Below are 24,421 nucleotides of genomic sequence, written 5' to 3'. Positions count from 1 at the left end.
TTAAGTCATTTTGTTGATCGACAGAAAAACGTCATTCGACTACAGTAAGTTTATTTGTAACATGTTGTTTTTTAATTAATTGTGTGTTTTGAGTATTTTTAAGAAACCTTACATTCTATAAACCTAAAAAGATGAAAAATAAATACCCAAATTTTTACCTATTGTTATTTTTATTGGTTACAGGAGTTGTAATCAAAGTAACAGCTCAAACGAACACTCCTTTTAATTGTGATGTAAATGCCTATTTATTTCAGTATAATGATGTTTTTGGAATAGATCTGGCCTCAGGAACATCAACTCCAACAGCAAGTGATATGGTAGAAGGAAATATTAATGGCGCAGGATATAATGCCAAAGACGGATATATCTGGGGATCATTAAAGACGCCTTCCAATACGATTATAAAAATAGGAGCTGATTATACGTATGAAACGCATTACTTTAGTGAATTACCGTCAAGTAGTTATATCGGAGATGTACATCCTAATGGAATTTATTATCTAAAAAACGGAGGAACGGTATTTCATAAAATAGATTTAGATCCTTCTTCAAGTACGTATTTAACACATTTAGGTACAGGAACTTTGTCTGAAAATATAAGTATTCACGATTGGGCATTTAATGCGCAGGATGATTTTTTGTACACTGTAGAGAAAGGAACGAATCGCTTGTATAGAATTGATATAGATACAGGGATAGTAACAAATCTAGGAGTAGTTCCTATACTGTCTGGAAACGATTATACTTACGGAGCTGTATATTTTGATTTGGCAGGGAATTTTTATGTTTCTTCTAATCAGACAGGGACCTTATATATTGTTTATGCAGTACAGGATATAACAGCAGGAGGGACTATTTCTTCTAATTTATTTGCTTTTGGACCTTCTAGTTCCAGCAATGATGGAGCACGATGTCCCACAGCCCCAGTTGCTATGGAAAATTGTACTAATGGTGTTGATGATGATGGTGATGGATTGGTAGATTGCGATGACCCTTCATGTTCGGGAGTTGAGAGCTGTCCGGTAGTTACAACCACTTCGGGAGGAAATGAAGGCGGATTGGAAAGTAATAATAGATTATCATCGTTAGTTAATAAACGGAATTATTCCAGAGCGAAAACAGGATATTCCTTCGATAAGAAAACAGCAAAAAGACTTTATAAAACAAAGAATTACGGAAAAAAATACAGCGCTAATTTTACCCTTAGAGATTTAGTACCTCTGGAAACTATTAATGATACGGAAGCTATTGAAAGTTCTCCTCTGGATTTGATAGCTATCACGAATGCTACAGATATTATATCAATAGATTATCAGAGGAATAAAGAGACAGTTGGTGTTTTATTAGCATTGAAAACAGAAAATAAAGTTTATGAACATACAAAGTATATCTGTGATCGGTTATTGGGAGCTGAGTTATTATCTGTATCTACTATTCATATAGACGAGCACCCATTTATCAAATCAATTATAAAAAATCCGAAAGGAGAATTGGAGTTTGTTGTAAGTTTTTCAGGAAGAATGACGGCTGATCAAACCGGGTTTATAATAGATTCCCATTGGAACCTAGATACGTATGCCAGTGATCATGAATATTATAATTTTCAGATTTGGGCAAGTACCGTAGATGATTTATACACATTAGCGAATGAAGTACTTGAATTAATGAAAGCTCAAAGAACGATAACATCTTATAATGTTTCTCCTCCTCCTCCGATTTTTGTTAAAAGCGCTGCTTATAAAAATCATAAGTTGACAATGGAAGTAGTAAACACAAGAGAGGAAACACAGCATATTACAGTAGAAGGTCATAAACGAGCAACAGAAACTAGTGAATTTGAACCATTGCAGGAAAAGTTTTCATTAGATAATTATATCAATCAAATAACATTTGATACGGGAAGCCTTTATGATTTTGGATTTAGAGTTCGTAACGAATTTGAGTTTACTCCTGATGATTTATTTGTATCTGATGGTACCTGGGGAGTAGATGATGCAGCGGATCATACACAGGTAAATATTTTCGAAGTTACTCCTGATACTACTTCTTTTGAAGAAGGAACCTATGCTATAGAAAGAAATGTTTCGCTAACAGCTACTATAAATGATTATGTAGCAATCTACAGGTCATTAACTCCTCGATTCCATGCAGTTGATCTGTCTGAATATGAAACGATGCGTTTTAGAGCAGCTGGTTCAGGGAAATTGAGTATTACTATAATCAAGGATAGTATCAGAGACTGGGAAGATCAGTTTAGAACAGAGGTTACTCTAAAAGAAGAAGCTCAGGATTTTGTTATACCAATATCTGATTTTTCTTCTAAACTAGGAATTCCGATTGATTTATCAGATGCTGAATTGATTGTTTTTAAAATGACAGCAATAGAAAAGAGTGCTTCAGAAGTTTTTATAAAAATAGCAGATTTACAATTCTCTACTTCACAAAAAGTAGTGCCTGATACTATAGCTAGTAAAGAAGTTTTTCTGGCTCCAAACCCTGTTGAAGATTCTGCTACTTTTTATTTCCATATGACAACAAAAGAGACCTATCAATTGTATGTATATAATGTTTTAGGTGAAAAAGTATATAGTGAAGAACAAGAAGGGGTTAGAGGTCTCAATGAATTAACGTTTGAGAAAAGAAATCTGCCAGGAGGGATGTATTTTTATCAACTACATTTTGAAGGAACCTCTAGAGGAGGTAAATTTTTGATAAAAAACTGATAGTTAGGTGCTTGTTGTAGAAAGAATTATTTGAATGTTTGATTTTATATTTATTTTTTAGTGTTAGGTAACAACCATATAAGTGTTTATCTTATATGGTTTGTTTTTTTACAAAAAAACCTTTGGGTTCTTAAAATCCAAAGGTTTATTAGTTTGTTGGTCGTATTGTATTTATGAAGTAGCTCCGCTAAGAACTCTGGAAGAAAGTACTGCTTTAACACCAATAGGTCCTTCTCCCAGATACGTCATTTCTCCGGAAAAGGTTTCTCCATTATCGTTCGAGTTTATTTTTAGCTGTACAACATTCTGATTCACTCTTGCCCCGATCACAAGATTACCTCCTGGATGCCAAGGTGCAGAAGCTCCTCCCCATTGATTCTCTGCAGCGTAGTTATTTCCAGCAGTTTGGATTGCTCTAAAGCCGATAGGACCTTCTCCTGCATATGTCATTGTTCCGGTAAATGTTTTCCCTCCATCAGTAGACTGAATATCATATGCTACCGGGTTTTGATTCTCTCGGGCACCTAAAACGAAGGTACCTCCCGGATGCCATGGTGCAGAAGCCCCTCCCCATTGATTTTCTATAGAATAACTGCTTCCGACAGTTTCCTGCCCTTTAAAACCGATAGGACCTTCTCCTGCATATTTCATTGTTCCTTCCAGGTTAGCACTTCCGGATTCAGCAGTAACATTTAATTCGATAACATTTTGTCCATTTCGACCACCTATAATCCAGTTTCCTCCTGGGTGCCAAGGTGCAGAAGCTCCTCCCCATTGATTTTCTACACTGTAGTTATTACCTGCGATTTGTATGGCTTTAAATCCTATAGGACCTTCGCCTTCATATGTCATTGTTCCGGAAAAAGTTCTTCCTCCATCTCCGGACTTAATATCGATTGCTACAACATTTTGGTTGTCTCTTCCTCCTAAGACCCATGTTCCTCCTGCATGCCAGGGAGCGGAATTGCCTCCCCATTGATTTTGTACTTGATAAATTGCCATTTTGTTTAATTTTAAGAGTTAGATATCAAATTTCCAAAACGCTATAGAAAATAAAGTTAGGTGTAAATACCTGTTTTTTAATTTTTTAAATGAGTTTTAAAATTGTATTTGCTATGGGGGGATTGTAATTTATAACCGTTTATAACCCGATAGATGTGATAAAGGATCCATATTTAGATAGACCGCTATATGTAGTTACATTGTTTTTTCTTTGCTTATGAAGTAACAATAGGTTTTGGCTTGTTCAATTAATATAAGTTTATTTGTAGCATCTCATCACAAAACATTATCAATGAAAAAACATCTTATTCTATGCATACTATTGATGATTTTAGGTTTACCGAAGTGTATTGCACAGGAAATAGAAGGCATTAACAGATCTTATGAAGAGTTTTTGAAAAAAAAAGAGGCAGACACGACTATTACCAAGAGTATCCGGGAATATGTTTGTTCTGAAGATGTGAAAGGTCGTGTTACTTTTTATTATCAAAAAGATACTTTACGATTAATAATACATAGATATAAGCAGGGGTTTTATAATGACCCTTCTATAGAATACTATTACATAGAAAACAACCAATTGGCACTTGTGACGACCTTTTCAGAGATCATACATATGAATACTTATAGTCATGAGAGTAAAGAGCGAAAAGTCGCCGGAGTAGAAAAGGTGCTGGAATTGGTAGAAAACAGAACTTTTATAAACAAGCAAGGGCAGTTGAGTTGTAGGGAGAGACGTTATGGCAGAAAATTATCAGAATGGGACCAGACCTACTTTGATACCTTACCCTTTAATGAGCAATCTTGTCCGGAACATATCGAAGAGATTAGAAGTAAATACCGTTTGTTACAAAAGGTAGAAAAAAAGTTTAAATCGATATATTATAAAAACAAGAAAGGATGTATTTTTTACTTGTGGTAGCTACATTGGGTATCATTATGCACTCCCCGTTTTCAGGGGAGTAGATTCTACCCGAACTAGTGTTTTGTTTCATAAGGATAAAACGGAGATTTGTATTGTTATTAGATAATAAACCAAATCATTACTCCTATGAAATCAAATAGTGCTTTTTTCCTCCTTATCGTATCACTGGTATGTTGTACTTCCTGTAAAGAAGAAATAGAAGAAGAAACGTATGAGAGTAAAGATTATTTACAGGAAATAGTCGAAGAAGTACATGCTATGGAGCGTATAATCGAAGATAGAGCAGAGGAAGAAGAAGTACCAATGGCAGTTTGGGATACTGAAATTCCGGATTTTGATCATCCTGAAGCAAAAAAGTATATAAAAGACTACGAGGCATATATTTCTGAATATAAAGAAACGTTTGAGAAAAAAAATGAAAAGGCTTTCTGGCAGATACAAATGAAGGGGCAGGAACTGGTATATAAGTCTCAATATATAGCAGACTTATTGTCAATTGAAGATATTAGAAAACTGAATTCATATCTGTTATGGAGAAGTTCGACTCTGGAAGAGATTTCTAATAATATGATGTAAAAAAAATACCAACCTGTATCGTATCAAGTCGGTATTTTTCCATTCAGTAAAATGAATGTTTATAAATAAATGTAGCCCCTAAAAGTAATTTATATTTTTATTTCTATACTTTGTAAAGTATCCTTATTTCAATTACTTAAGAATACAAATTTGATAAAAAAAATATAAATATATAAGCGTATAAATACGCATTTTTAATCAGTTTAATGGGGATTTTTCCAGGAAACTAGAATTTTTTGAACATCGTATTTTATCTCAGATCTAATTTCTTTTTTCCGCTTCCCTTTCCCAAATTGATTGTCATAATCTGTTTCCATGTGTCTAATATGTGCAATGACAGCCAGGTCGATCATTTTAGGCTCAAATTCTTTTGCTCCTGCTGTTCTGCCAACACGACCACTATATTTTTCACAAGCGTGAATAGCGATTTCGAACTCTCTGTTTTTCGGGCAATATGGATATCTATTTCGTATTGCATGTGCAAAATGAGCTACATAAGCTTTGTCTTTTTCAGCTCTTATTAATGCTGCTTTTTTATTTTTTTCCTGACGTATTTCCTGATCTTTTTCGCATTCGATACGTGCTTTTTCAATAGCACTATCTTCTACAAATTGTCCTTTTCTCTGAAATCGCTTTCTTTTTGGAACCCACTCCCATAATATGGCGCATCTTGTAGAGTATTTCTTAGACCTTCGAGTCATTGCTGCATTTCCTGCATGTAGTAGTGTGTAATTGACAAAAGGAGAACATCGAAAACAAGTTCCTTTATGATTTTCTGTTTCTGCAACATAAGGGTGCCCTTTGGGAACAGGACGTCCGCAAGAGCAACATTGTAATTTTTCTTTTTTGGTTAAAAAAATATGCTGTACTGTTGTAGCCAATGTATGTGGTTTGATAAAAAATAAAAGAAATAATTTACTAAACAGGTTCCAAGAGTTTAGAGCGTTTTACTGTGTAAAGTTGACCAATAGCAAGAGAAACCACCCGATGACAAATAGCAATCCTCCCAAAGGTGTTATAGGTCCCAGAAAAGTCATTTTTTTCCCCATGGCGGCACTGATACACAATCCATAGATACTAAAAGAAAATAAAACAATCCCAATGATAAAACAATAGGCCATTCCTTTTTCTATTCCAGAGATAAAAGGAAATTGATACCCAGTAATAAGCAGTACTATAGCATGATACATTTGGTATTTCACACCAGTTTCAAAATTTTTTAATTGCTCTTCAGAAAATATTTTTTTTAATGCGTGAGCGCCAAAAGCACCGATGATAATGGCAAGTCCACCAAAAAAGGCAGCAGAAGAGAGAACAAATTCTTTCATGTGCAGTCAGTTAGTTAATTTTTATTTAGGGAAACAAGGTACTTTTTTTAGAAAGAAGAAACAATGGTTTTTTAGCTACTGTTTGCAAGCTGCTGATGTTGTGAAATGTATAGCTCACAAAAACAAAAAAGCAACCAAGTTTCCTTGATTGCTTTTCCACGATAGGGCATAAAAATAGGCTATCAGATAATAGTGGATTGCCCTACGTGAATATTTTCAAAATTAATATTAGAATCTTCAGGGTTTAGGATATAATCAGCGATGAAATCCCCAACTTTTTCTGTTGTCAACGGATTTTTATCGTTTAGATCAGGAGTTGTTAAGTTTAATTCCAGTGCTTTTTCTACAGCATTTTTAATCGCTTGTGCTTCTTTCATTAAATCGAAGTGTTCTAATAGCATTGCAGCAGATAGAATAGCGGCTATAGGATTAGCAATTCCTTTTCCGGTTGCCTGTGGATATGATCCATGTATTGGTTCGAACATCGCGAATCGATTTCCAACAGATGCTGAGGCTAAAAGCCCAATAGATCCTCCGATAACACTAGCTTCATCAGAGATGATATCACCAAACATATTTTCAGTAAGAATTACATCAAATTGACTTGGATTGAGAATCATCTGCATTGCAGCGTTATCTACAAATAGGAAATCTAAAGTTACCTCTGGATATTCGGCAGCAATTTCGGTGACAACTTTTCTCCATAAACGAGAAGACTCCAATACATTTGCTTTATCAACTAATGTTACTTTCTTTCTTCTTTTTTGGGCTGATTTAAATGCTAAATGTGCAATGCGTTCTATTTCTGGTTTAGAATATTCGCATAGATCAGAGGCTACAGTACCATCTTCACTCAATTCTTTTTTACCAAAATAGATGCCTCCGGTTAGTTCTCTATAGATAGAAATATCAGTACCGTCTATAATCTCTTTTTTTAATGGAGATTTTTCGATTAATGTTTTATAGGCTTTAACAGGGCGTATATTGGCATAGAGCCCTAATTCTTTTCTCAGCTTTAATAAGCCTTGCTCTGGTCGAACTGGAGCACTAGGGTCATTATCATATTTAGGATCTCCAATAGCTCCAAAGAGAACAGCATCTGTGTCCGAACATAAAGCTAAAGTAGTATCGGGTAGGGGATTTCCAGTTTTATCGATGGCAATAGCCCCGACTAATCCCTCTTTGAATATAAATGTGTGGTCGAAACTATGCGCAATAGCTTCCAACGCCTTGATGGCTTGAGCGGTTACCTCTGGTCCGATTCCATCTCCTGATAATACGGCAATATCTAGTTTCATTTTCTTTGTTTTATATGGTGTTGGTATTTTGGGGAGTGTATGACACTACCTTATTGTCTTGAAGCTTCAAAGGCTTCGATTTCACTTTTACTATTAACTAAGAAATCAATATCATCATACCCGTTCATAAGACAGGTCTTTTTGTAGTTGTTAATTTCAAAGTTTTGAGAATTTCCATTAGCAGTAATAGTAATTGTCTGATGCTCCAGATCTACTTCTAATGCTGTTTCCGGGTTTTTACGTACTTCTTCAAATATTTCGGATAAAAACTCTGGAGTTACCTGTACAGGTAATACCCCATTGTTTAATGCATTTCCTTTAAAAATATCAGCAAAAAAACTGGATACAACGACCTTAAATCCATAATCATGTATTGCCCAAGCAGCATGCTCTCTACTGGAACCACATCCAAAATTATCTCCTGCAACAAGAATTGTCCCGGTATAGGTCATGTCATTTAGAGCAAATTCGTTATTAAGACTTCCATCTTTATTGTATTTCCAGTCTCTGAATAAATTTTCTCCAAAACCATCTCTGTTTGTCGCTTTTAGAAAGCGGGCAGGGATAATTTGGTCGGTATCTATATTCTCTATTGGTAGAGGAATAGCTGGTGATACTAATTTTGTAAACTTATCCATAATCTAATTTAAGTATTTTGTAACATCAATAATTTTACCTTCTATAGCCGTTGCTGCGGCTACTAACGGACTGGCTAATATGGTTCTGGCTCCTTGTCCCTGTCGTCCCTCAAAATTTCTATTAGAAGTCGATACGCAGTACTCTCCTTCTGGAATTTTGTCATCATTCATAGCCAGACAAGCAGAACACCCTGGTTGTCTCAAATGAAATCCGGCTTCTTCAAAAATATCCTTTAAACCTTCATTTTCAATTTGTTTAGCGACCTGTTGAGAGCCAGGAACAAACCAGGCAGTAACATTATTAGCTTTGGTTTTTCCTTTAATAAAGCTGGCTGCAATTCGGAAATCTTCAATTCTACTATTGGTACAACTACCGATAAATACATAATTGATTTTTTGATCAATCAAGGATTGCCCTTTTTCAAAATTCATATATGCTAATGATTTTTCAAAAGAGTCATTATTTTCAGAAGGGATGTGTTCTGTTATTTTGATACCCATTCCAGGATTAGTTCCATAGGTAATCATGGGTTCTATATCTTCTGCATCAAAAAAGTATTCTTTGTCGAATATAGCTCCTTCATCTGTAGGGAGTGTTTTCCAGTAAGCTACTTTTTTATCGAATTCTTCTCCCTGAGGAGCAAATTTACGTCCTTTTACATATGCAAAGGTAGTCTCATCAGGAGCAATCATACCTCCTCGAGCTCCCATTTCGATACTCATATTACAAACCGTCATTCGCCCTTCCATTGACATTTCTTCGAATACATTTCCTGCATATTCACAGAAATATCCTGTACCAGAGTTTGTTCCTAACTTAGAAATGATATATAAAATTACATCTTTAGGCAGTACTCCGGGTTTTAGTTTTCCATTGACAGTTACTCTCAGACTTTTAGGTTTTTGTAACAATAAACATTGACTAGCAAAAACCTGTGCTACCTGACTGGTTCCTATACCAAAAGCGATGGTTCCAAAAGCACCATGAGTAGAGGTATGGCTGTCTCCACATACCATTGTCATTCCAGGTTGTGTAACTCCCAGTTCCGGAGCCATGACATGTACAATACCATTATATTGATGACCAAGCCCATATAAAGTAATGTCATTTTTAGCACAATTTTGAGAAAGTTGCTCTAATTGCTTTCTGGACATTTCATCTCTTACAGGAAGATGTTGATCTACCGTTGGAGTGTTGTGATCTGCTGTAGCGACAATCTGATTAGGTCTAAAAATAGGAATTCCACGTTGTTCAAGTTCATTAAATGCTTGTGGACTTGTTACTTCGTGGATTAAATGTTTGTCGATATACAAAATTTGTGGTCCGTCTTTTATTTCTTTAACGACATGTGCATCCCAAACTTTATCAAATAAGGTCTTCTTCACTGGTTTCATTTTTTTAGCGTTCGAAAAGAGGGGTTGAGGGAATCCTCAAAAAAAACTTCACGAATCTAGTGTTGTATCTTTTACTTTTTGCTTTTGATTATCGTATATATTTCTCTCTCCTGTTTTTCAGGAGAGAGAAAATTAAATATGTGTATTATGCTACAATGGCAGAAGCAATGCTTTTAATTCTCATTATTTCATGGATATCTTCATCCTTTACTTCTTTTTTTCTATCAGCAAAAGAAAGGAATTCTTTGTAAGCGTCATCCAATTGAAGCTTTGTTAAATCATACCCTACTTTTTTAGCTCTATACGCTAGAGCAGCTCTACCACTTCTGGCAGTAAGTACAATAGCAGATTCTGTTACTCCTACTTCTTCAGGATCAATAATTTCATAGGTTTCTCTATTTTTGATCACTCCATCTTGGTGGATTCCTGAGCTGTGTGCAAAGGCATTAGCTCCTACAATGGCTTTATTTGGTTGTACAACCATTCCCATACCTTCAGAAACCATTCGACTGGTATCAAATAATAGTTTCGGATTGATATTCGTATTAAGTGCTAATGTCGGATGTTGCCTCATAATCATTACGACTTCTTCCAAAGCGGTATTCCCGGCACGTTCTCCGATTCCGTTAATAGTACATTCAATTTGTCTGGCTCCATTAAGTACACCGGCAATAGAATTAGCGGTTGCTAACCCCAGGTCATTGTGACAGTGACAAGAGATCGTTACATTATCGATACCGGTTACATTTTCTTTTAAGTACTTTATTTTTGCTCCGTATTCTTCAGGAAGACAATACCCTGTAGTATCAGGAATATTCAATACAGTTGCTCCTGCTTTGATCATCGCTTCGCAAACACGTGCTAGGTATTCATTATCTGTTCTCCCGGCATCTTCTGCGAAGAACTCTACATCTTCTACAAATGACTTGGCATATTTAACAGCAGCAACGCCACGTTCAATTACTTTTTCTCGGGTTGTATTAAATTTGTATTTGATATGAGAGTCAGAAGTCCCTATTCCCGTATGTATTCTTGGTCGTTTAGCATACTGGAGTGCTTCTGCAGCTACCTTGATATCTTTTTCTACAGATCTTGTCAGTCCGCAAACTGTAGCATTTTTTACAATTTTAGCGATTTCACTTACAGAAGCGAAGTCTCCGGGACTGGAAACAGGAAAACCTGCTTCAATAACATCAACTCCCAAGGTGTCGAGACGTTCTGCTATGATTAGTTTTTGTTGCGTGTTTAATTTGCAACCAGGAACTTGTTCTCCGTCTCTAAGGGTTGTATCGAAAATTTGGACTTTGTTACTACTCATAAGAATTCAAATAAATTATCAATATTAGATGGTTATTTACAGGACACATCTCAAAAAAATATTTCTCCCAGATGTTTCTTAAATCTCTTACGAATTTATATTTTGGGGATTCAAAAAAGAGATGTTTTGTTCACCTGTTTACAATGTTTATATAAACGGTATAAGGCATAAATAGTTAATAATCAGTTTTTTATAATTTAATTTCTTACAATGACTAATGATCAAAAAGATCCTTTGTTTGTTTTAGTAAAGTCTCTTTCTAAATCAGAAAAACGTCAATTCAAAGTCTATGTCGGGCGTTTGGGAGTGAATTCAGATTCTAAATTTTTAGCCCTTTTTAACCATCTGGATAAAAGTGAAACATTGGATGAGGATTTGATCATTAAAAAAGGGATTGTAACCAAATTACAGATATCAAATCTAAAAGCGCATTTATACAAACAAATTTTGATTAGTTTGCGTTTAAGTCCTTTACATCAGAATATTAGATCGCAAATAAGAGAGCAGCAGGATTTTGCTACAATTTTATATCACAAAGGATTGTATAAGCAAAGCTTAAAAATTCTGGATAAGGCAAAGACACTGGCGATTGATAATGAAGAAAATAATAGTGCGTATGAGATTGTTGAACTGGAGAAGATTATAGAAACTCAGTATATTACCCGCAGTATTAGTACTCGAGCTGATGAATTGACAATTCAGGCAAAAGACTTAAGTGTTAAAAATGTTTTGACCAGCAAGCTATCTAATCTATCATTACAATTATATGGATTAATGCTAAAAACGGGGTATGTAAAAAACGATAAAGAACATCAGGCGATAACAGAGTATTTCGAAAGTAAGCTTCCGGAATATAAATGGACCGCTTTAGGTTTTAGAGAAAAATTGTGGTTGTATAAAGCTCACTTATGGTATAGTTTTATAGTTCAGGATTTCTTGTCTTGTTATAAATATTCTAAAAAATGGGTGGATTTGTTTTATAAACACCCCAAAATGATGATACTTAACCCGGTTTTTTTTCTAAGGGGAAATCATTATTTATTAGAATCATTGTATTTAATAAAAGATAAAACACAATTAAATCTGACATTGGGGCGTTTTGAAGAAACAATCAACGCTGATAAGTTCCCTAAAAATGATAATATAGCAGTATTATCCTTTTTGTTTATCTATAACAATAAGTTGAATGTACATTTTTTAGAAGGAACATTTCATGAAGGAGAGTATTTGGTAAATGAAATCCTTAATGGGATTAAAGAGTATAAAAAGCGATTAGATGATCACCATATAATGGTATTGTATTATAAAATTGCTTGTTTGTATTTTGGGATGGGAGATCATAGAGAGTGTATTTTGTACCTGGCTAAAATTATAGATAATAAATCATTGAAGGTACGAGAAGATTTAATGTGTTTTTCAAGGGTACTTAGTTTAGTGGCACATTACGAAGCAGGAATGGATTATCACTTAGAAAGTCAGTTAAAGGAGACTTATAAGTTTTTGATAAAAATGGATGATTTATATGAGGTGCAAAAAGAAATGATTAAGTTTTTGAGGAATCTTGGAGATATTTTCCCTCATCAGATAAAGGATGAGTTTAGAAAACTTCATAAAACATTAAAACAATATGAAGAACACCCTTATGAAAAAAGAGCTTTCTTATATCTGGACATCCTTTCTTGGTTAGAGAGTAATATAGAAGGGAGACCTGTAGCAGATATTATCAAAGAAAAGGCAAGAGGTTTACTTCGTTAAGAAGTATGAACATTATATAATAGTCTGTTTTTTTGCTTTTAGTAAGTTGGTTTCGTGCGGACACGGGAATCTTTAAATTAGTAAAGAAACGTTGATATTTTAGCTAAGTTTAGAAAATTTTAGGTTCTTATTGCTGAGTTAAAAGAAAGAGATTGTGGTAGATATTATCTATAATAAAGTATATTTGGAGCAGTAAAGGAATTCGGGTTGAGTATGTTATAGGAAGAAGAGAAGGCAGGAACCGTGTAGTAAAAAGACAGTTCATTAGCCTATCTTTAATGCTGTGTGAGTTTTTTAATAAAATGACACATGAAAAAAATAATTTATATCGTATCCTTTTTGTTAATACACAATCTAATACAGGGGCAGATTAATGTAGATGATACGTCGTATACCGTACAAGAATTAGTAGAGGACATTTTAGTGAATAGTCCATGTGCTAAAGTGAGTAATTTCTCTTCTTCTACGGGAACTGATTTTGGGATTAATGGAATTGGATATTTTGAAGAAAATGGTTCAGGGTTTGAAATAGACAGAGGGATCATTCTTAGTACTGGAAGAGCAAAAAGTGCCCAGGGACCTAATGGAGTGGAAGCGTTAAGCGAAGGGAGTGATACTTCTTGGGGAGGAGACTCGGATTTATCAAGTATTACCAGTACTTCTGGATTACATAATGCGACGTATATTCAATTCGATTTTGTACCTACAATTGACTTTATAAGCTTTGATTTTTTATTTGCATCTGAAGAATATACACAGGGATTCCCTTGTCAGTTTTCTGATGTTTTTGCTTTTATTCTTACAGATTCATCTGGAAATTCCGAAAATTTAGCGGTGGTTCCCAATACAGACCCTCCGGTACCGGTAAAAGTAACAACAATTAATGAAGGAGTAGATTTTAATGGAGATGGCGAGTACACACTTGATGGAGAATGTGCACCTAAGAACCCATCTTATTATAATAAAACAGTCACTCCAGGTTCGAGTTCTCCTATAGATTTTAATGGATATACCAAGGTGTTGACAGCTTCTGGTTTTGTAACTCCGGGAGAAACATATACGATTAAACTAGTCATTGCAGAAAATACAGATGGAGCATTTGACTCTGCTGTATTTCTAAAAGCGGAGAGTTTTAACTTGGGAGGGGATTTAGGAGAAGACAGAACTGTTGCAAATGGGAACCCAGGTTGTGAAGGTACCCCTATTGTCTTGGATGCAAATATTGGAGCAGGAGCAAGTTATAGCTGGTTTAAAAACGGACAACCAGTTGCACCGGGTGATGGGACAACCGTATTAGCAGGAGGTTCTCAATTATCAGTAATGCAACCAGGAACTTATAATGTTCACGCAGTATTGTCGGGAGAATGTCAGACAACGGATGATGTCGTAATAGAATTCGTAACTCCTCCGCTAATAGCACAATCACCTATGGAAATCATGGAATGTGATATTGATGGAAATGGGAAAGAGTTATTTGATTTAACGGCGAATGCTTCGCGAATTTTGGGAACTCAGAATGCGAGTGATTATGTCATAACATATCATGAGTCAGAAGAGGATGCAAATGAGTTTAAGACTGCCAATGTTGAGATTGATACGCCCTCTAGTTATGAAAACCTTTCAGAAGAGCAAACCATTTGGATAAGAATTGCAGATCATACACAAACGTGTTTTGAAGTTGCCTCTTTCGAAATAAAAACAATTGTCCTAGATGTAACCTCGCAAGTAACCATGTTAGATGAGTATATCATCTGCTTGGATGAAGAAGGAACAAGGCTTAATTTACTTCCGGTTGATCGTATTGCTGTAGGTTTGGTAGCTTCGGAATATAATTTTCAGTGGTATAGGGGAGAGACAGTAGATCCTGCAAATGAAATTACAGGAGCAATACAATCAGAATATTTCCCATTGACAGCCGGAACATATACGGTACAAGCAATACATACGGGGACAGGGTGTTCTTTTTCAAGGACGACCACAGTAGTACCTTCTTATCCTCCTGTAGAGGCAGTAATCGATGTAGTTTCGGGAGCATTTTCCAATCGTGCAACGATAGCGGTATCTGTGTCTGGAAATGGGACGTATGAATACCAATTGAATACAGGAGAATGGCAAAGCTCCAATACATTTACAGCTGTAGAATACGGAACTCATATTATACGAGTACGGGATACGTATTCTTGTGGAGAAATTAGTGTTGACCTTACCTTAACAGCAGATTATCCTTCTTTTTTTACGCCTAATGGGGATGGGTGGAATGACTCCTGGGCTATTCCGGAAAAGCAAGGAATTTCTATATTAGATACTTCCATTTTTGATAGACATGGGAAACTTATCAGAAAACTCAGAACTGGTAGCAATTGGGATGGGACGTACAATGGGAAATTAATGCCATCCAGTGATTATTGGTTTAAAGTAACCTATATCGAAAATAACATTACTAAAGAATTTACTTCTAATTTTTCATTAATACGTTAGCCTTGTCAAATAACAGAAACTTCAAAAACCTCCTAGAATTAAATTTAGCGATCCTTTTTATTGCCACTTCCGGTCCGTTAGGGCGGTATATTGATATGCCTGTCCCTGTTATTATTGGGTTTAGAGCACTTCTGGCAGCAGTATTATTATTTGTTTTCTGTAAATGGAGAAACATCTCTTTTACGATCGCTAATAAGGACAGGGGAGTAGTGCTGTTAAGCGGGGTGCTAATGGGGGTACATTGGGTTACGTATTTTTATGCCCTGCAACTTTCTAATGTGGCCATAGGAATGTTATCTTTATTTACATTTCCTGTAATAACAACGATTTTAGAACCTTTACTATTAAAAACAAGCTTTCAGAAAGTGCAATTACTGTTGGCGGTATTGGTGCTGATAGGAATCTATTTTTTAGTACCGGATTTTGATGTTCAAAATACAAATACGCAGGCTGTTGGTTTTGGAGTTTTTTCTGCGATATGTTATTCTTTGCGCAATATTTTAATGAAAAATAAAGTAAGTAATTATAACGGTTCAGTTTTGATGTGGTATCAGGTTGTGATTATAGGAGTATTGTCCCTGCCGTTAATATGGATTATGGATAGTTCCGGGATAACACGACAATGGCCGGCAGTGTTAGCATTAGCATTGTTAACCACAGCAGTAGGACATACATTATTTCTGAGAAGTTTTAGGAAATTTACGGTTACAACTGCTAGTATTATGAGTTGTATCCAGCCAATATATGGAATTATTTTAGGAATCTTTTTTCTTCATGAAATACCGAGTTTTTATACCATTATTGGAGGGTTGCTAATTCTGAGTTCTGTAGTGATAGAAAGTATACGGTCAGTAAAAGAAAAATAGTTATTTTTTTAATTGAAGGGTGTGATTCATAAAATCATATAGAAAGTACATCTCTTTTTTACCAGTTGCTCTACCAATTCTTCCGGCTGCGTATAAGATAAACCACACTAGTACCATGAACAAAGTCAAGAATAACTGAATTCCATAGTCTGTACCCAATGACCAGTTACTATAAGTCCAGATACTGCATGCTATAAAGATGGCGGCAACGATAAAATGTAAAAACATAAATAAGGTCCAGACAGTTGGACTAGGACCAAATAAGCCGTAAAGTATAGCACTATTACTTGTTTTTTCATTGATTTCCAGATGAAGCTGAGGAGACCAGAAATGCTGTTGGTTTTTAGGTATTTTTAAAAAAACATGATCATCTACTCTTGTTATAATAACATCTTTTTGTTCTTTTTTTGCCGTTTCAAAACGTTGTAAAGCATCCTTATTCGTATAATTTAATGCTACTTTGAATCGGGGGCGCAATGCAATGGTCGGAGTATTAGACATAAGAGTATGATATAAATAAAATAGGTTATAAGTATCAAGTAAGTGTTTTATACCTGTTTCGAAATAAAACGATAAAAACAAAAACCTCAAAAGAAGTCGTCCTAAAAAACGACTTCCTAATATACTAAATATTAGGAAGTCATTTGCAAAGATTTTATAGGTACTCTATTTTGCGGCTAATTCCTCTACTTGTTTAGCAGCATTGGACTTCATGAATTCATCCACTTGATCATGGGGAATTTCTTTGACATCTATACTGAAATCCCCATTAGAACCAGAAACGACGATTTGTGATCGGTATTCACCGGAAAAAGACCCATTGACACTATATGGTGTTGTCCCCTCACCGATGGGACCAGTCCACCCCATTGACTCAACTTTTAAGCCTCCTACAAAGTGTGGGTCTCGTACGAGGTCAAATCCAGAGGAATAGTTTGGTGCATCGCCCTCTACATGAACTAAGAAAACTCCCGGAGTTCTTAAACCTGTCCATAGATAGGTTGCAGTTGTTTTTTTGGGGTTAACAGGTTGTTTTGAATAAAATCCCATAATAATACGTTTTAAAAGTACTTCCTACTCTTTTTTATGGCTTTTCGGATTTCGCCTGTTCAATAAATAGTCATCAGATGACTATCTTTTGAAGAGTGTAATGTAAAAGATTAATTTATAATAGGTTAGCGTGTAAATACCTGTTTATTAATGAGTTGTTTAGCTAGTTAAATCCCAAAAATCTAGTTTTGTCGAATTGTTATTTATGTGATGTAAGAATGTTTTTCCATATTCGTTGTCAAGATAACCAAGGCATACTTTTTTTGTTTGCCCATAGGTTCCCGAATCTATTCGGCTAAAGAAATGTGATTTGGTGTTAGAATTTCTTACTAAGCAATGAAAGAGGGGTCTTTGTTGTTTACAAAGAAAAGCAGTTTCTAACTGTAAAAACAATTTGTATTGGATTATCGTCAGTTATGTTTTCTTTTTTCTAAAAGAAGTAAACTCCGTTTTTCTTGCCAAAGTAGCTATTGTTTTTTATAACAATTATATTTTTTTAGAGACAATCATCCCATACAGAATCAGAAGGAGGAGGGGCAATAATTGTCATGGCTTCTTTTTTTACAGGATGTGTAAATTGTAATTTTCTGGCATGCAGGTGAATGCTTCCATTTTTATTACTTCGAGATGCCCCGTATTTTAAATCCCCTTTGATATGACAACCAATAGCTGACAGCTGGGCACGAATTTGATGATGCCTTCCTGTATGCAGGTCGATTTCCAGTAACTGAAAGCGCTGTAGTTTTTTTAATACACGATACGACAAACTTGCTTTTTTACTTTCAGAAACTTCGTTTTGATGCGCATATGATTTGTTCTGTTTGGTATTTCGCTTTAACCAATGAACAAGTGTTGCTTGTGGTTGTTTAGGGGCTGGTTGTACTACAGCCCAATAGGTTTTTTGTATTTCCTTGTTGGCAAATACCTTGTTTAATCGGGTTAACGCTTTACTGGTTCGGGCAAAAACAACAATACCACTGGTAGGTCTGTCCAAACGGTGAACAACCCCCAGGTATACTGCACCAGGTTTATTGTATTTTTCAGCAATATAGTCTTTGACCACCTCACTAAGTGGCTGATCTCCGGTTTTGTCACCCTGTACAATGTCTCCTGGACGTTTATTGACAATTATAATATGATTGTCTTCATATAAAACAATCAAATTCGATGTATTAGAAAGTGTTTTCAACTCTATTTTGTTACTGTTGAACAATTAGAAAACATAAAAAAAAAAGAGAGCATTAATATTGCTCATCTTCATTTGGGAAATCAACAGACTTTACATCGTCTACATACTGCTTAAAAGCACTGGTCATTTCCGTATACAGATCCAGGTAACGTCTTAAAAACCTGGGATTGAATTCATGTGTCATTCCCAGCATATCATGAGTAACTAATACCTGCCCATCAACACCATTTCCAGCACCGATACCAATAACAGGAATAGTCAATTTTTCTGCTACTTCACGTGCTAAATTAGCAGGAACTTTTTCTAGTACGATGGCAAAACATCCTGCTTTTTGAAGCATCAAAGCGTCTTCTTTTAGTTTTTTAGCTTCTTCCTCTTCTTTTGCACGAACAGTATAAGTTCCAAACTTATAGATAGATTGAGGAGTTAGTCCCAAGTGCCCCATAACTGGAATTCCTGCATGAAGAATTCTTTTGATGGAATCTTTTACTTCTTTTCCTCCTTCTAGTTTTACAGCATGACCTCCGGATTCTTTCATAATACGAATGGAAGAACGCAATGCCTCTTTAGGGTCACTCTGATAACTACCAAAAGGAAGGTCAACAACTACTAAAGCTCTGTCTATACCTCTGACTACAGAAGAGGCATGATAGATCATTTGATCAAGTGTAATAGGAAGTGTAGTTTCATGTCCTGCCATTACATTAGAGGCTGAATCTCCTACTAATATGACATCCACTCCGGCACCATCTACGATTTTAGCCATTGTATAATCATAGGCAGTAAGCATAGAGATTTTTTCATTATTAGCTTTCATCTCTGTAAGAGATTTTACAGTAACTCGTTTGTAATCTTTTTTTGCTGTTGACATTATTTTATTAATTTATTGTTGTAAATGTAATGATTTAGGATAATGACAACAAGTTTAATCTGCAGGCTACTTTATAATTTATAATCGATAGGAATAATTGATAATAATGTGATACTTTTATATGAAAAATAAATAAATATGAAAAGGTATTGTGTGATAATTAGTATGTTTTTTACAGGGGTTATAATAGGGCAGAAAAACGGAACGATGGATAATGTAGCTACCTATAAAAAAGAAGTAAAACAAACTATTGTAGAATTTTTTGAAGGATTTCATAAAGGAGATACTAGTATCATAAGAAAAACTATTGATCAGGATATCACACTGAAAACAGTTATAAAGACAAAAGAAGGTTCCTATAGTACTCGAAGTACAAATGTATCTGACTTTATGCGTGTGATTCACGAAATGGCACAAAAAAGCAGATGGAATGAACGATTGTTATTGTTTAAGATAGAAGCAGATAAACAGTTAGCTACTGCCTGGACACCATATGAGTTTTACTTAAATGATACTTTTAGCCATTGTGGGATAAATACCTTTCAATTATATCATGATGGGACCCAGTGGAAGATTTTATCAGTAGTAGATACAAGAAAAAAAGAAGATTGTCAATAAATTAGGATCTGAGTATAAAGAGAAGATAGATAATGCCATTATTCATAGCATGAAGGGTTATTGGCCAAATAATATGTCTGTTCTTTATTTTTAAGGTACCAAAAACATGACCAGCAATAATCCTGGGTACAATCAGAAGGAATAGTGCACTATCTAATAAGAAGGAATCTACATAGTTGACAATATGGAATAAGCCAAAAACAACAGCTGTAATTTGCAATATCCAGATTTCTTTTTGAGAAAGAAATGTACATGCCTTTCGGAGAATTTTTTTGGAAATAAGAAGGGATAAAATAAAAAATACAAGTGAAATACTAATAAGTAGTAATGGGTATGAATAATACCAACTCATTTTAGGAAGTACCCCCCACAGAATACTGACGATCCAGGTACTTCCCCATAGCGTTAGCTCTTTAGACGAAGGTCGCAATAAGGTACGGAACATTGACTCTTCTATAATAGGAGCAATAAGAATGAGGGAGAAGAAAGCGTGTAATTTCTCTTTTTCTATAAGTTGCATCAAATCTTTTTGCGAATATTTAGTCAGATCAATTCCCGGAAATACCTGCTGGATAATTCCTAAAAGAATAAAAAATATAAAGTAAAAACCTATTAATTGGATGTATGCTAAAAACAGGTTTTTACTTTGATCCCAAAACGAATTCGTGGAGGTATTCATCTATAAAATTAGCAATCACTCATATTAACTTTTATAGCGAGACCACCTTCACTGGTTTCTTTATATTTGGTATGCATATCTTGCGCAGTTTCCCACATGGTTTCTATAACTTTATCTAAGGGAACTTTGGCGTTAGAGGCATCTGTATCAAGAGCCATTTCACAGGCATTAATTGCTTTTACAGTTCCCATAGCATTACGTTCAATACACGGAATCTGTACTAATCCTCCGATTGGGTCACATGTTAAGCCTAAATGATGTTCCATGGCAATCTCACTGGCCATTAATACTTGTTCGGGAGTTCCCCCCATTAATTCTGTCAGTGCTCCAGCTGCCATTGCAGAAGACACACCTATTTCTGCCTGACATCCTCCCATAGCAGCAGAAATTGTAGCTCCTTTTTTGAACAGACTACCGATTTCTCCAGCTACCAAAAGAAACTGTTTGATATCTTCAAAATTAGCATCGTGATTTTCTATAACCATATAGTACATTAATACTGCAGGAATAACTCCTGCACTTCCATTTGTAGGGGCGGTTACCACACGACCTAATGATGCATTTACTTCATTTACTGCCAGAGCAAAACAAGAAACCCATTTTAATATCTGACGAAATGCCACTTCTGTATCTCTAATGGCTTCGATCCATTCTTCTTTTGTACTGTACTCAGTACCTCCTATTAAATTTTTATGGCTATCAAAGGCTCTTCTACGTACGTTAAGTCCTCCAGGAAGTGTTCCTTCGGTATGACATCCGATATACATAGATTCTAACATGACATCCCATACTTTTTTCAGGTCAGCGTCAATTTCTTCATCTGTACGGAGAGAACGTTCATTCTCCAATACGATTTCAGATATTTTTTTATTGTGTTTTTTACAATATTGAAGTAGTTCAGAAGCTTTGTCTATGGGAAGAGGAAAGGTTTTTGTGTCTTCTTCACTATCTGTAACTGTCTCCTGATCTTCTTTGATAACAAAGCCTCCTCCGACAGAATAAAAAGTAGTGGCTACTTTATCGTTATTTTTTAATATAGCGGTAAATGTAATCGCATTGGGGTGAAACTCTTTGAAATCTCTATTGAATACAATATCAGTTTCTGTATCAAAAGACACTTCTAGGGTATCATCTAAAAATAATTTTTTTGTGGTTTGGATAGTACTAATGATACTATCTATTTTATATACGTCAATAGTGACAGGGTCATGTCCACAAAGACCTAAAATGGCAGCTAAATCCGTAGCGTGTCCTTTTCCGGTTAAGGATAATGACCCGAAAAGATCTACTGTAATAGAATTGACAGAGTCGAAATGCCCATTTTCTTTGAGCTCGGATATCCATTGTTGTCCTGCTCTCCAGGGACCAAGCGTATGGGAGCTGGATGGTCCCACTCCGATTTTAAGCATATCAAAAACACTGATGCGTTTCATATAAATAAGGTATTCAAAAAAATTAGCCGGTAAATATATGATTTTGCCATTTAAAATGGATTTTTTTAAAGATAAAATAAAATTACAAAAAAGTCATGTATCAGAAATATTGATAATTACCAGTATAAAAAAAATAAAAAATGACATCATGTCAGCAATTGTGTCATGGCATAATGATTGAACAGAGTAGGGGGAATTAATATTGAAAACACTTAAACAAATTATAACATAATAGTATGAGTAAGATTATAGGAATAGATTTAGGAACAACCAACTCTTGTGTTTCTGTAATGGAGGGTAATGAGCCTGTGGTTATCCCTAATGCTGAAGGGAAAAGAACCACTCCATCTGTGATAGCATTTGTTGAAGGAGGAGAGATCAAAGTTGGAGATCCTGCGAAGCGTCAAGCTGTTACTAATCCAACAAAAACCATTTCTTCTATAAAGAGATTTATGGGAAACAAGTTCTCTGAATCGGCAAAAGAAGCAGAGAGAGCTGCTTATAAAGTAGTAAAAGGAGATAACGATACCCCACGAGTTGATATCGATGGGCGTTTATATACACCACAAGAATTATCTGCAATGACACTTCAGAAAATGAAGAAAACTGCAGAGGATTATTTAGGACAAGATGTATCAAGAGCAGTAATTACTGTTCCTGCATATTTTAATGATGCACAGCGTCAGGCAACAAAAGAAGCCGGAGAAATTGCCGGGCTGACAGTAGAGCGAATTATCAATGAGCCAACAGCTGCAGCTTTGGCATATGGATTAGATAAAAAAGGAACGGATCAGAAGATTGTTGTTTTTGACTTTGGAGGAGGAACTCATGACGTTTCTATACTAGAATTAGGTGATGGAGTTTTCGAAGTGTTAGCTACTGATGGAGATACTCACCTAGGAGGAGATGATGTTGATCAAAAGATTATTGATTGGTTAGCAGCAGAGTTCAAAGGAGAAGAGAATATGGATCTAAGAGAAGATCCAATGGCTTTACAACGATTAAAAGAGGCTGCTGAAAAAGCAAAAATCGAATTATCGTCTTCTGCGCAGACAGAGATCAACTTACCGTATATTACAGCAACAGCAAGTGGACCAAAACACTTGGTTAGATCATTGACACGTTCTAAATTTGATCAATTAATTGATGATTTAGTGAAACGTACTATCGAACCTTGTCGTACAGCACTTAAAAACGCTGGGCTATCTACTAGTGATATTGATGAGATTATTTTGGTAGGAGGGTCGACTCGTATTCCAGCAGTTCAAAATGCTGTAGAGCAATTCTTCGGAAAAGCTCCAGGAAAAGGAGTAAATCCTGATGAGGTAGTAGCAATTGGTGCTGCAATCCAGGGAGGAGTATTGACAGGAGATGTAAAAGACGTATTATTATTAGATGTTACGCCACTTTCTCTGGGAATTGAGACTATGGGGAACGTAATGACAAAATTAATAGAAGCGAATACAACAATCCCTACTAAAAAATCACAGGTATTCTCTACAGCAGCAGATAACCAGCCTTCTGTAGAAATTCATGTTTTACAGGGAGAGCGCCCAATGGCAGCAGATAATAAAACGATTGGTCGTTTCCACTTAGATGGAATTCCACCAGCACAAAGAGGAGTTCCTCAGATTGAAGTAACTTTTGATATCGATGCCAATGGAATTATCAAAGTATCTGCTACAGATAAAGCAACTAATAAGTCTCAAGATATTAGAATCGAAGCTTCTTCAGGGTTGACAGAAGAAGAAATCGAGAAAATGAAGAAAGAAGCAGAAGCAAATGCAGATGCAGATAAGCAAGCTAAAGAGAAGGCTGATAAGTTGAATGAAGCTGATGGAATGATCTTCCAGACAGAAAAACAATTATCTGAGTTTGGAGAGAAACTATCTGAAGATAAGAAAAAGCCAATTGAAGATGCTTTGGCAGAGTTAAAGAAGGCTTATGAAACAAAAGATCTAGCAGTTATTCAGCCAGCATTAGATAAGATTAATGAAGCATGGAAAGTAGCTAGTGAAGAAATGTATAAGGCACAAGCGGAGGCTCAGCAACAAGGAGGAGCTGCAGGACCAAATCCAGGAGGAGAATCCGGAGGAGGAAATGATTCAGAAGGAAATGATGTACAAGATGTAGATTTTGAAGAAGTAAAATAATACGTTTCGATCTTTACAAATAGCAATAAAAGAAATGCGCGGACCCCTCCGCGCATTTTTTATAACTAATAATGTTTAGCATGTTTTTTGCCATTTCTATACTAATTAGTTATAAGAGAATAGTAA

Annotated in this window: 21 protein-coding genes; 8 read left to right on the top strand and 13 right to left on the bottom strand. The window is 35.4% G+C overall.

Going from position 1 to position 24,421, the window contains the following annotated elements; genetic code table 11:
- Positions 1-131: 131 nt before the first annotated feature.
- Positions 132-2,723 (top strand): T9SS type A sorting domain-containing protein, encoded by a 2,592-nt coding sequence (locus HN014_RS20880; RefSeq protein ID WP_176030765.1) that lies wholly within the window; start codon positions 132-134, stop codon positions 2,721-2,723.
- 171 nt (positions 2,724-2,894) lie between these two features.
- Here HN014_RS20880 and HN014_RS20875 read toward each other — a convergent pair whose 3' ends face one another.
- Positions 2,895-3,725 (bottom strand): lectin ESA-2, encoded by an 831-nt coding sequence (locus HN014_RS20875; protein ID WP_176030764.1) that lies wholly within the window; start codon positions 3,723-3,725, stop codon positions 2,895-2,897.
- Positions 3,726-4,017: 292 nt separating this feature from the next.
- Here HN014_RS20875 and HN014_RS20870 point away from each other — a divergent pair, with 292 nt between their 5' ends.
- Together HN014_RS20870 and HN014_RS20865 are read left to right on the top strand one after the other, a co-directional pair.
- Positions 4,018-4,647 (top strand): hypothetical protein, encoded by a 630-nt coding sequence (locus HN014_RS20870; RefSeq protein ID WP_176030763.1) that lies wholly within the window; start codon positions 4,018-4,020, stop codon positions 4,645-4,647.
- A 129-nt stretch (positions 4,648-4,776) separates the two neighbouring features.
- The gene (locus tag HN014_RS20865; RefSeq protein WP_176030762.1) at positions 4,777-5,226 is read left to right on the top strand and encodes a hypothetical protein; all 450 of its coding nucleotides are present in this window, start codon (positions 4,777-4,779) and stop codon (positions 5,224-5,226) included.
- Between the two features lie 203 nt (positions 5,227-5,429).
- Here the strand turns inward: HN014_RS20865 and HN014_RS20860 are convergent, their stop codons facing one another.
- From HN014_RS20860 to HN014_RS20835, 6 genes are all read right to left on the bottom strand, one after another.
- On the bottom strand, positions 5,430-6,107 hold the full coding sequence (locus HN014_RS20860) for a DUF2293 domain-containing protein (RefSeq protein WP_176030761.1): 678 nt from the start codon (positions 6,105-6,107) through the stop codon (positions 5,430-5,432).
- Between the two features lie 66 nt (positions 6,108-6,173).
- On the bottom strand, positions 6,174-6,554 hold the full coding sequence (locus tag HN014_RS20855) for a DUF423 domain-containing protein (protein WP_176030760.1): 381 nt from the start codon (positions 6,552-6,554) through the stop codon (positions 6,174-6,176).
- A gap of 182 nt (positions 6,555-6,736) precedes the next feature.
- Positions 6,737-7,852: a 3-isopropylmalate dehydrogenase gene (gene leuB, locus HN014_RS20850; RefSeq protein WP_176030759.1), complete on the bottom strand. Its 1,116-nt coding sequence runs from the start codon at positions 7,850-7,852 to the stop codon at positions 6,737-6,739.
- Positions 7,853-7,902: 50 nt separating this feature from the next.
- The gene (leuD, locus tag HN014_RS20845) at positions 7,903-8,490 is read right to left on the bottom strand and encodes a 3-isopropylmalate dehydratase small subunit (protein WP_176030758.1); all 588 of its coding nucleotides are present in this window, start codon (positions 8,488-8,490) and stop codon (positions 7,903-7,905) included.
- A 3-nt stretch (positions 8,491-8,493) separates the two neighbouring features.
- On the bottom strand, positions 8,494-9,876 hold the full coding sequence (gene leuC, locus HN014_RS20840) for a 3-isopropylmalate dehydratase large subunit (protein WP_176031186.1): 1,383 nt from the start codon (positions 9,874-9,876) through the stop codon (positions 8,494-8,496).
- A 154-nt stretch (positions 9,877-10,030) separates the two neighbouring features.
- On the bottom strand, positions 10,031-11,203 hold the full coding sequence (locus HN014_RS20835; protein ID WP_176030757.1) for a 2-isopropylmalate synthase: 1,173 nt from the start codon (positions 11,201-11,203) through the stop codon (positions 10,031-10,033).
- Positions 11,204-11,413: 210 nt separating this feature from the next.
- Here HN014_RS20835 and HN014_RS20830 point away from each other — a divergent pair, with 210 nt between their 5' ends.
- The 3 genes from HN014_RS20830 to HN014_RS20820 all read left to right on the top strand — a co-directional run bounded on the left by HN014_RS20830 (position 11,414) and on the right by HN014_RS20820 (position 16,302).
- Positions 11,414-12,958, top strand: a complete 1,545-nt coding sequence (locus HN014_RS20830; protein WP_176030756.1) for a hypothetical protein — start codon at positions 11,414-11,416, stop codon at positions 12,956-12,958.
- A 309-nt stretch (positions 12,959-13,267) separates the two neighbouring features.
- Positions 13,268-15,436, top strand: a complete 2,169-nt coding sequence (locus tag HN014_RS20825) for a T9SS type B sorting domain-containing protein (RefSeq protein WP_176030755.1) — start codon at positions 13,268-13,270, stop codon at positions 15,434-15,436.
- Positions 15,437-15,438: 2 nt separating this feature from the next.
- Positions 15,439-16,302 carry a DMT family transporter gene (locus HN014_RS20820; protein WP_254884054.1) on the top strand — a complete coding sequence of 288 codons (864 nt, stop codon included), beginning with the start codon at positions 15,439-15,441 and terminating at the stop codon, positions 16,300-16,302.
- Here HN014_RS20820 and HN014_RS20815 read toward each other — a convergent pair whose 3' ends face one another.
- The 4 genes from HN014_RS20815 to panB all read right to left on the bottom strand — a co-directional run bounded on the left by HN014_RS20815 (position 16,303) and on the right by panB (position 19,412).
- Positions 16,303-16,803: a GTP-binding protein gene (locus HN014_RS20815; RefSeq protein ID WP_176030754.1), complete on the bottom strand. Its 501-nt coding sequence runs from the start codon at positions 16,801-16,803 to the stop codon at positions 16,303-16,305.
- A gap of 165 nt (positions 16,804-16,968) precedes the next feature.
- Positions 16,969-17,352, bottom strand: a complete 384-nt coding sequence (locus HN014_RS20810; RefSeq protein ID WP_176030753.1) for a hypothetical protein — start codon at positions 17,350-17,352, stop codon at positions 16,969-16,971.
- A gap of 496 nt (positions 17,353-17,848) precedes the next feature.
- Positions 17,849-18,541 (bottom strand): RluA family pseudouridine synthase, encoded by a 693-nt coding sequence (locus HN014_RS20805; protein WP_176030752.1) that lies wholly within the window; start codon positions 18,539-18,541, stop codon positions 17,849-17,851.
- Positions 18,542-18,593: 52 nt separating this feature from the next.
- Positions 18,594-19,412: a 3-methyl-2-oxobutanoate hydroxymethyltransferase gene (gene panB / locus HN014_RS20800; protein ID WP_176030751.1), complete on the bottom strand. Its 819-nt coding sequence runs from the start codon at positions 19,410-19,412 to the stop codon at positions 18,594-18,596.
- Positions 19,413-19,550: 138 nt separating this feature from the next.
- On the opposite strand from panB, the gene HN014_RS20795 reads away from it, so the two are divergent.
- Positions 19,551-20,030 (top strand): nuclear transport factor 2 family protein, encoded by a 480-nt coding sequence (locus HN014_RS20795; protein ID WP_176030750.1) that lies wholly within the window; start codon positions 19,551-19,553, stop codon positions 20,028-20,030.
- Between the two features lies 1 nt (position 20,031).
- Here the strand turns inward: HN014_RS20795 and HN014_RS20790 are convergent, their stop codons facing one another.
- Together HN014_RS20790 and HN014_RS20785 are read right to left on the bottom strand one after the other, a co-directional pair.
- On the bottom strand, positions 20,032-20,709 hold the full coding sequence (locus tag HN014_RS20790; RefSeq protein ID WP_176030749.1) for a CPBP family glutamic-type intramembrane protease: 678 nt from the start codon (positions 20,707-20,709) through the stop codon (positions 20,032-20,034).
- Between the two features lie 8 nt (positions 20,710-20,717).
- Positions 20,718-22,142: an L-serine ammonia-lyase gene (locus HN014_RS20785; RefSeq protein WP_176030748.1), complete on the bottom strand. Its 1,425-nt coding sequence runs from the start codon at positions 22,140-22,142 to the stop codon at positions 20,718-20,720.
- Positions 22,143-22,378: 236 nt separating this feature from the next.
- Between HN014_RS20785 and dnaK the strand changes: the two genes are divergently transcribed.
- Positions 22,379-24,295 (top strand): molecular chaperone DnaK, encoded by a 1,917-nt coding sequence (dnaK, locus tag HN014_RS20780; protein ID WP_176030747.1) that lies wholly within the window; start codon positions 22,379-22,381, stop codon positions 24,293-24,295.
- Positions 24,296-24,421: the final 126 nt, after the last annotated feature.

Origin of the sequence: Aquimarina sp. TRL1, assembly GCF_013365535.1 — a bacterium.
In the GTDB taxonomy this organism is placed as follows: domain Bacteria; phylum Bacteroidota; class Bacteroidia; order Flavobacteriales; family Flavobacteriaceae; genus Aquimarina; species Aquimarina hainanensis.
Note: the sequence above shows the minus strand (reverse complement) of the source record. Positions and strands in the feature narration are given on the sequence as shown.

Excerpts from the sequence above, each read along its gene's own strand:
- dnaK (WP_176030747.1), top strand. The coding sequence starts at position 22,379 with ATGAGTAAGATTATAGGAATAGATTTAGGAACAACCAACTCTTGTGTT.
- HN014_RS20870 (WP_176030763.1), top strand. The coding sequence starts at position 4,018 with ATGAAAAAACATCTTATTCTATGCATACTATTGATGATTTTAGGTTTA.
- HN014_RS20880 (WP_176030765.1), top strand. The coding sequence starts at position 132 with ATGAAAAATAAATACCCAAATTTTTACCTATTGTTATTTTTATTGGTT.
- HN014_RS20875 (WP_176030764.1), bottom strand. The coding sequence starts at position 3,725 with ATGGCAATTTATCAAGTACAAAATCAATGGGGAGGCAATTCCGCTCCC.
- panB (WP_176030751.1), bottom strand. The coding sequence starts at position 19,412 with ATGTCAACAGCAAAAAAAGATTACAAACGAGTTACTGTAAAATCTCTT.
- HN014_RS20810 (WP_176030753.1), bottom strand. The coding sequence starts at position 17,352 with ATGGGATTTTATTCAAAACAACCTGTTAACCCCAAAAAAACAACTGCA.
- HN014_RS20865 (WP_176030762.1), top strand. The coding sequence starts at position 4,777 with ATGAAATCAAATAGTGCTTTTTTCCTCCTTATCGTATCACTGGTATGT.
- HN014_RS20815 (WP_176030754.1), bottom strand. The coding sequence starts at position 16,803 with ATGTCTAATACTCCGACCATTGCATTGCGCCCCCGATTCAAAGTAGCA.
- HN014_RS20790 (WP_176030749.1), bottom strand. The coding sequence starts at position 20,709 with ATGAATACCTCCACGAATTCGTTTTGGGATCAAAGTAAAAACCTGTTT.
- leuB (WP_176030759.1), bottom strand. The coding sequence starts at position 7,852 with ATGAAACTAGATATTGCCGTATTATCAGGAGATGGAATCGGACCAGAG.
- HN014_RS20830 (WP_176030756.1), top strand. The coding sequence starts at position 11,414 with ATGACTAATGATCAAAAAGATCCTTTGTTTGTTTTAGTAAAGTCTCTT.
- HN014_RS20825 (WP_176030755.1), top strand. The coding sequence starts at position 13,268 with ATGAAAAAAATAATTTATATCGTATCCTTTTTGTTAATACACAATCTA.
- leuD (WP_176030758.1), bottom strand. The coding sequence starts at position 8,490 with ATGGATAAGTTTACAAAATTAGTATCACCAGCTATTCCTCTACCAATA.
- HN014_RS20855 (WP_176030760.1), bottom strand. The coding sequence starts at position 6,554 with ATGAAAGAATTTGTTCTCTCTTCTGCTGCCTTTTTTGGTGGACTTGCC.
- HN014_RS20835 (WP_176030757.1), bottom strand. The coding sequence starts at position 11,203 with ATGAGTAGTAACAAAGTCCAAATTTTCGATACAACCCTTAGAGACGGA.
- HN014_RS20795 (WP_176030750.1), top strand. The coding sequence starts at position 19,551 with ATGAAAAGGTATTGTGTGATAATTAGTATGTTTTTTACAGGGGTTATA.
- HN014_RS20785 (WP_176030748.1), bottom strand. The coding sequence starts at position 22,142 with ATGAAACGCATCAGTGTTTTTGATATGCTTAAAATCGGAGTGGGACCA.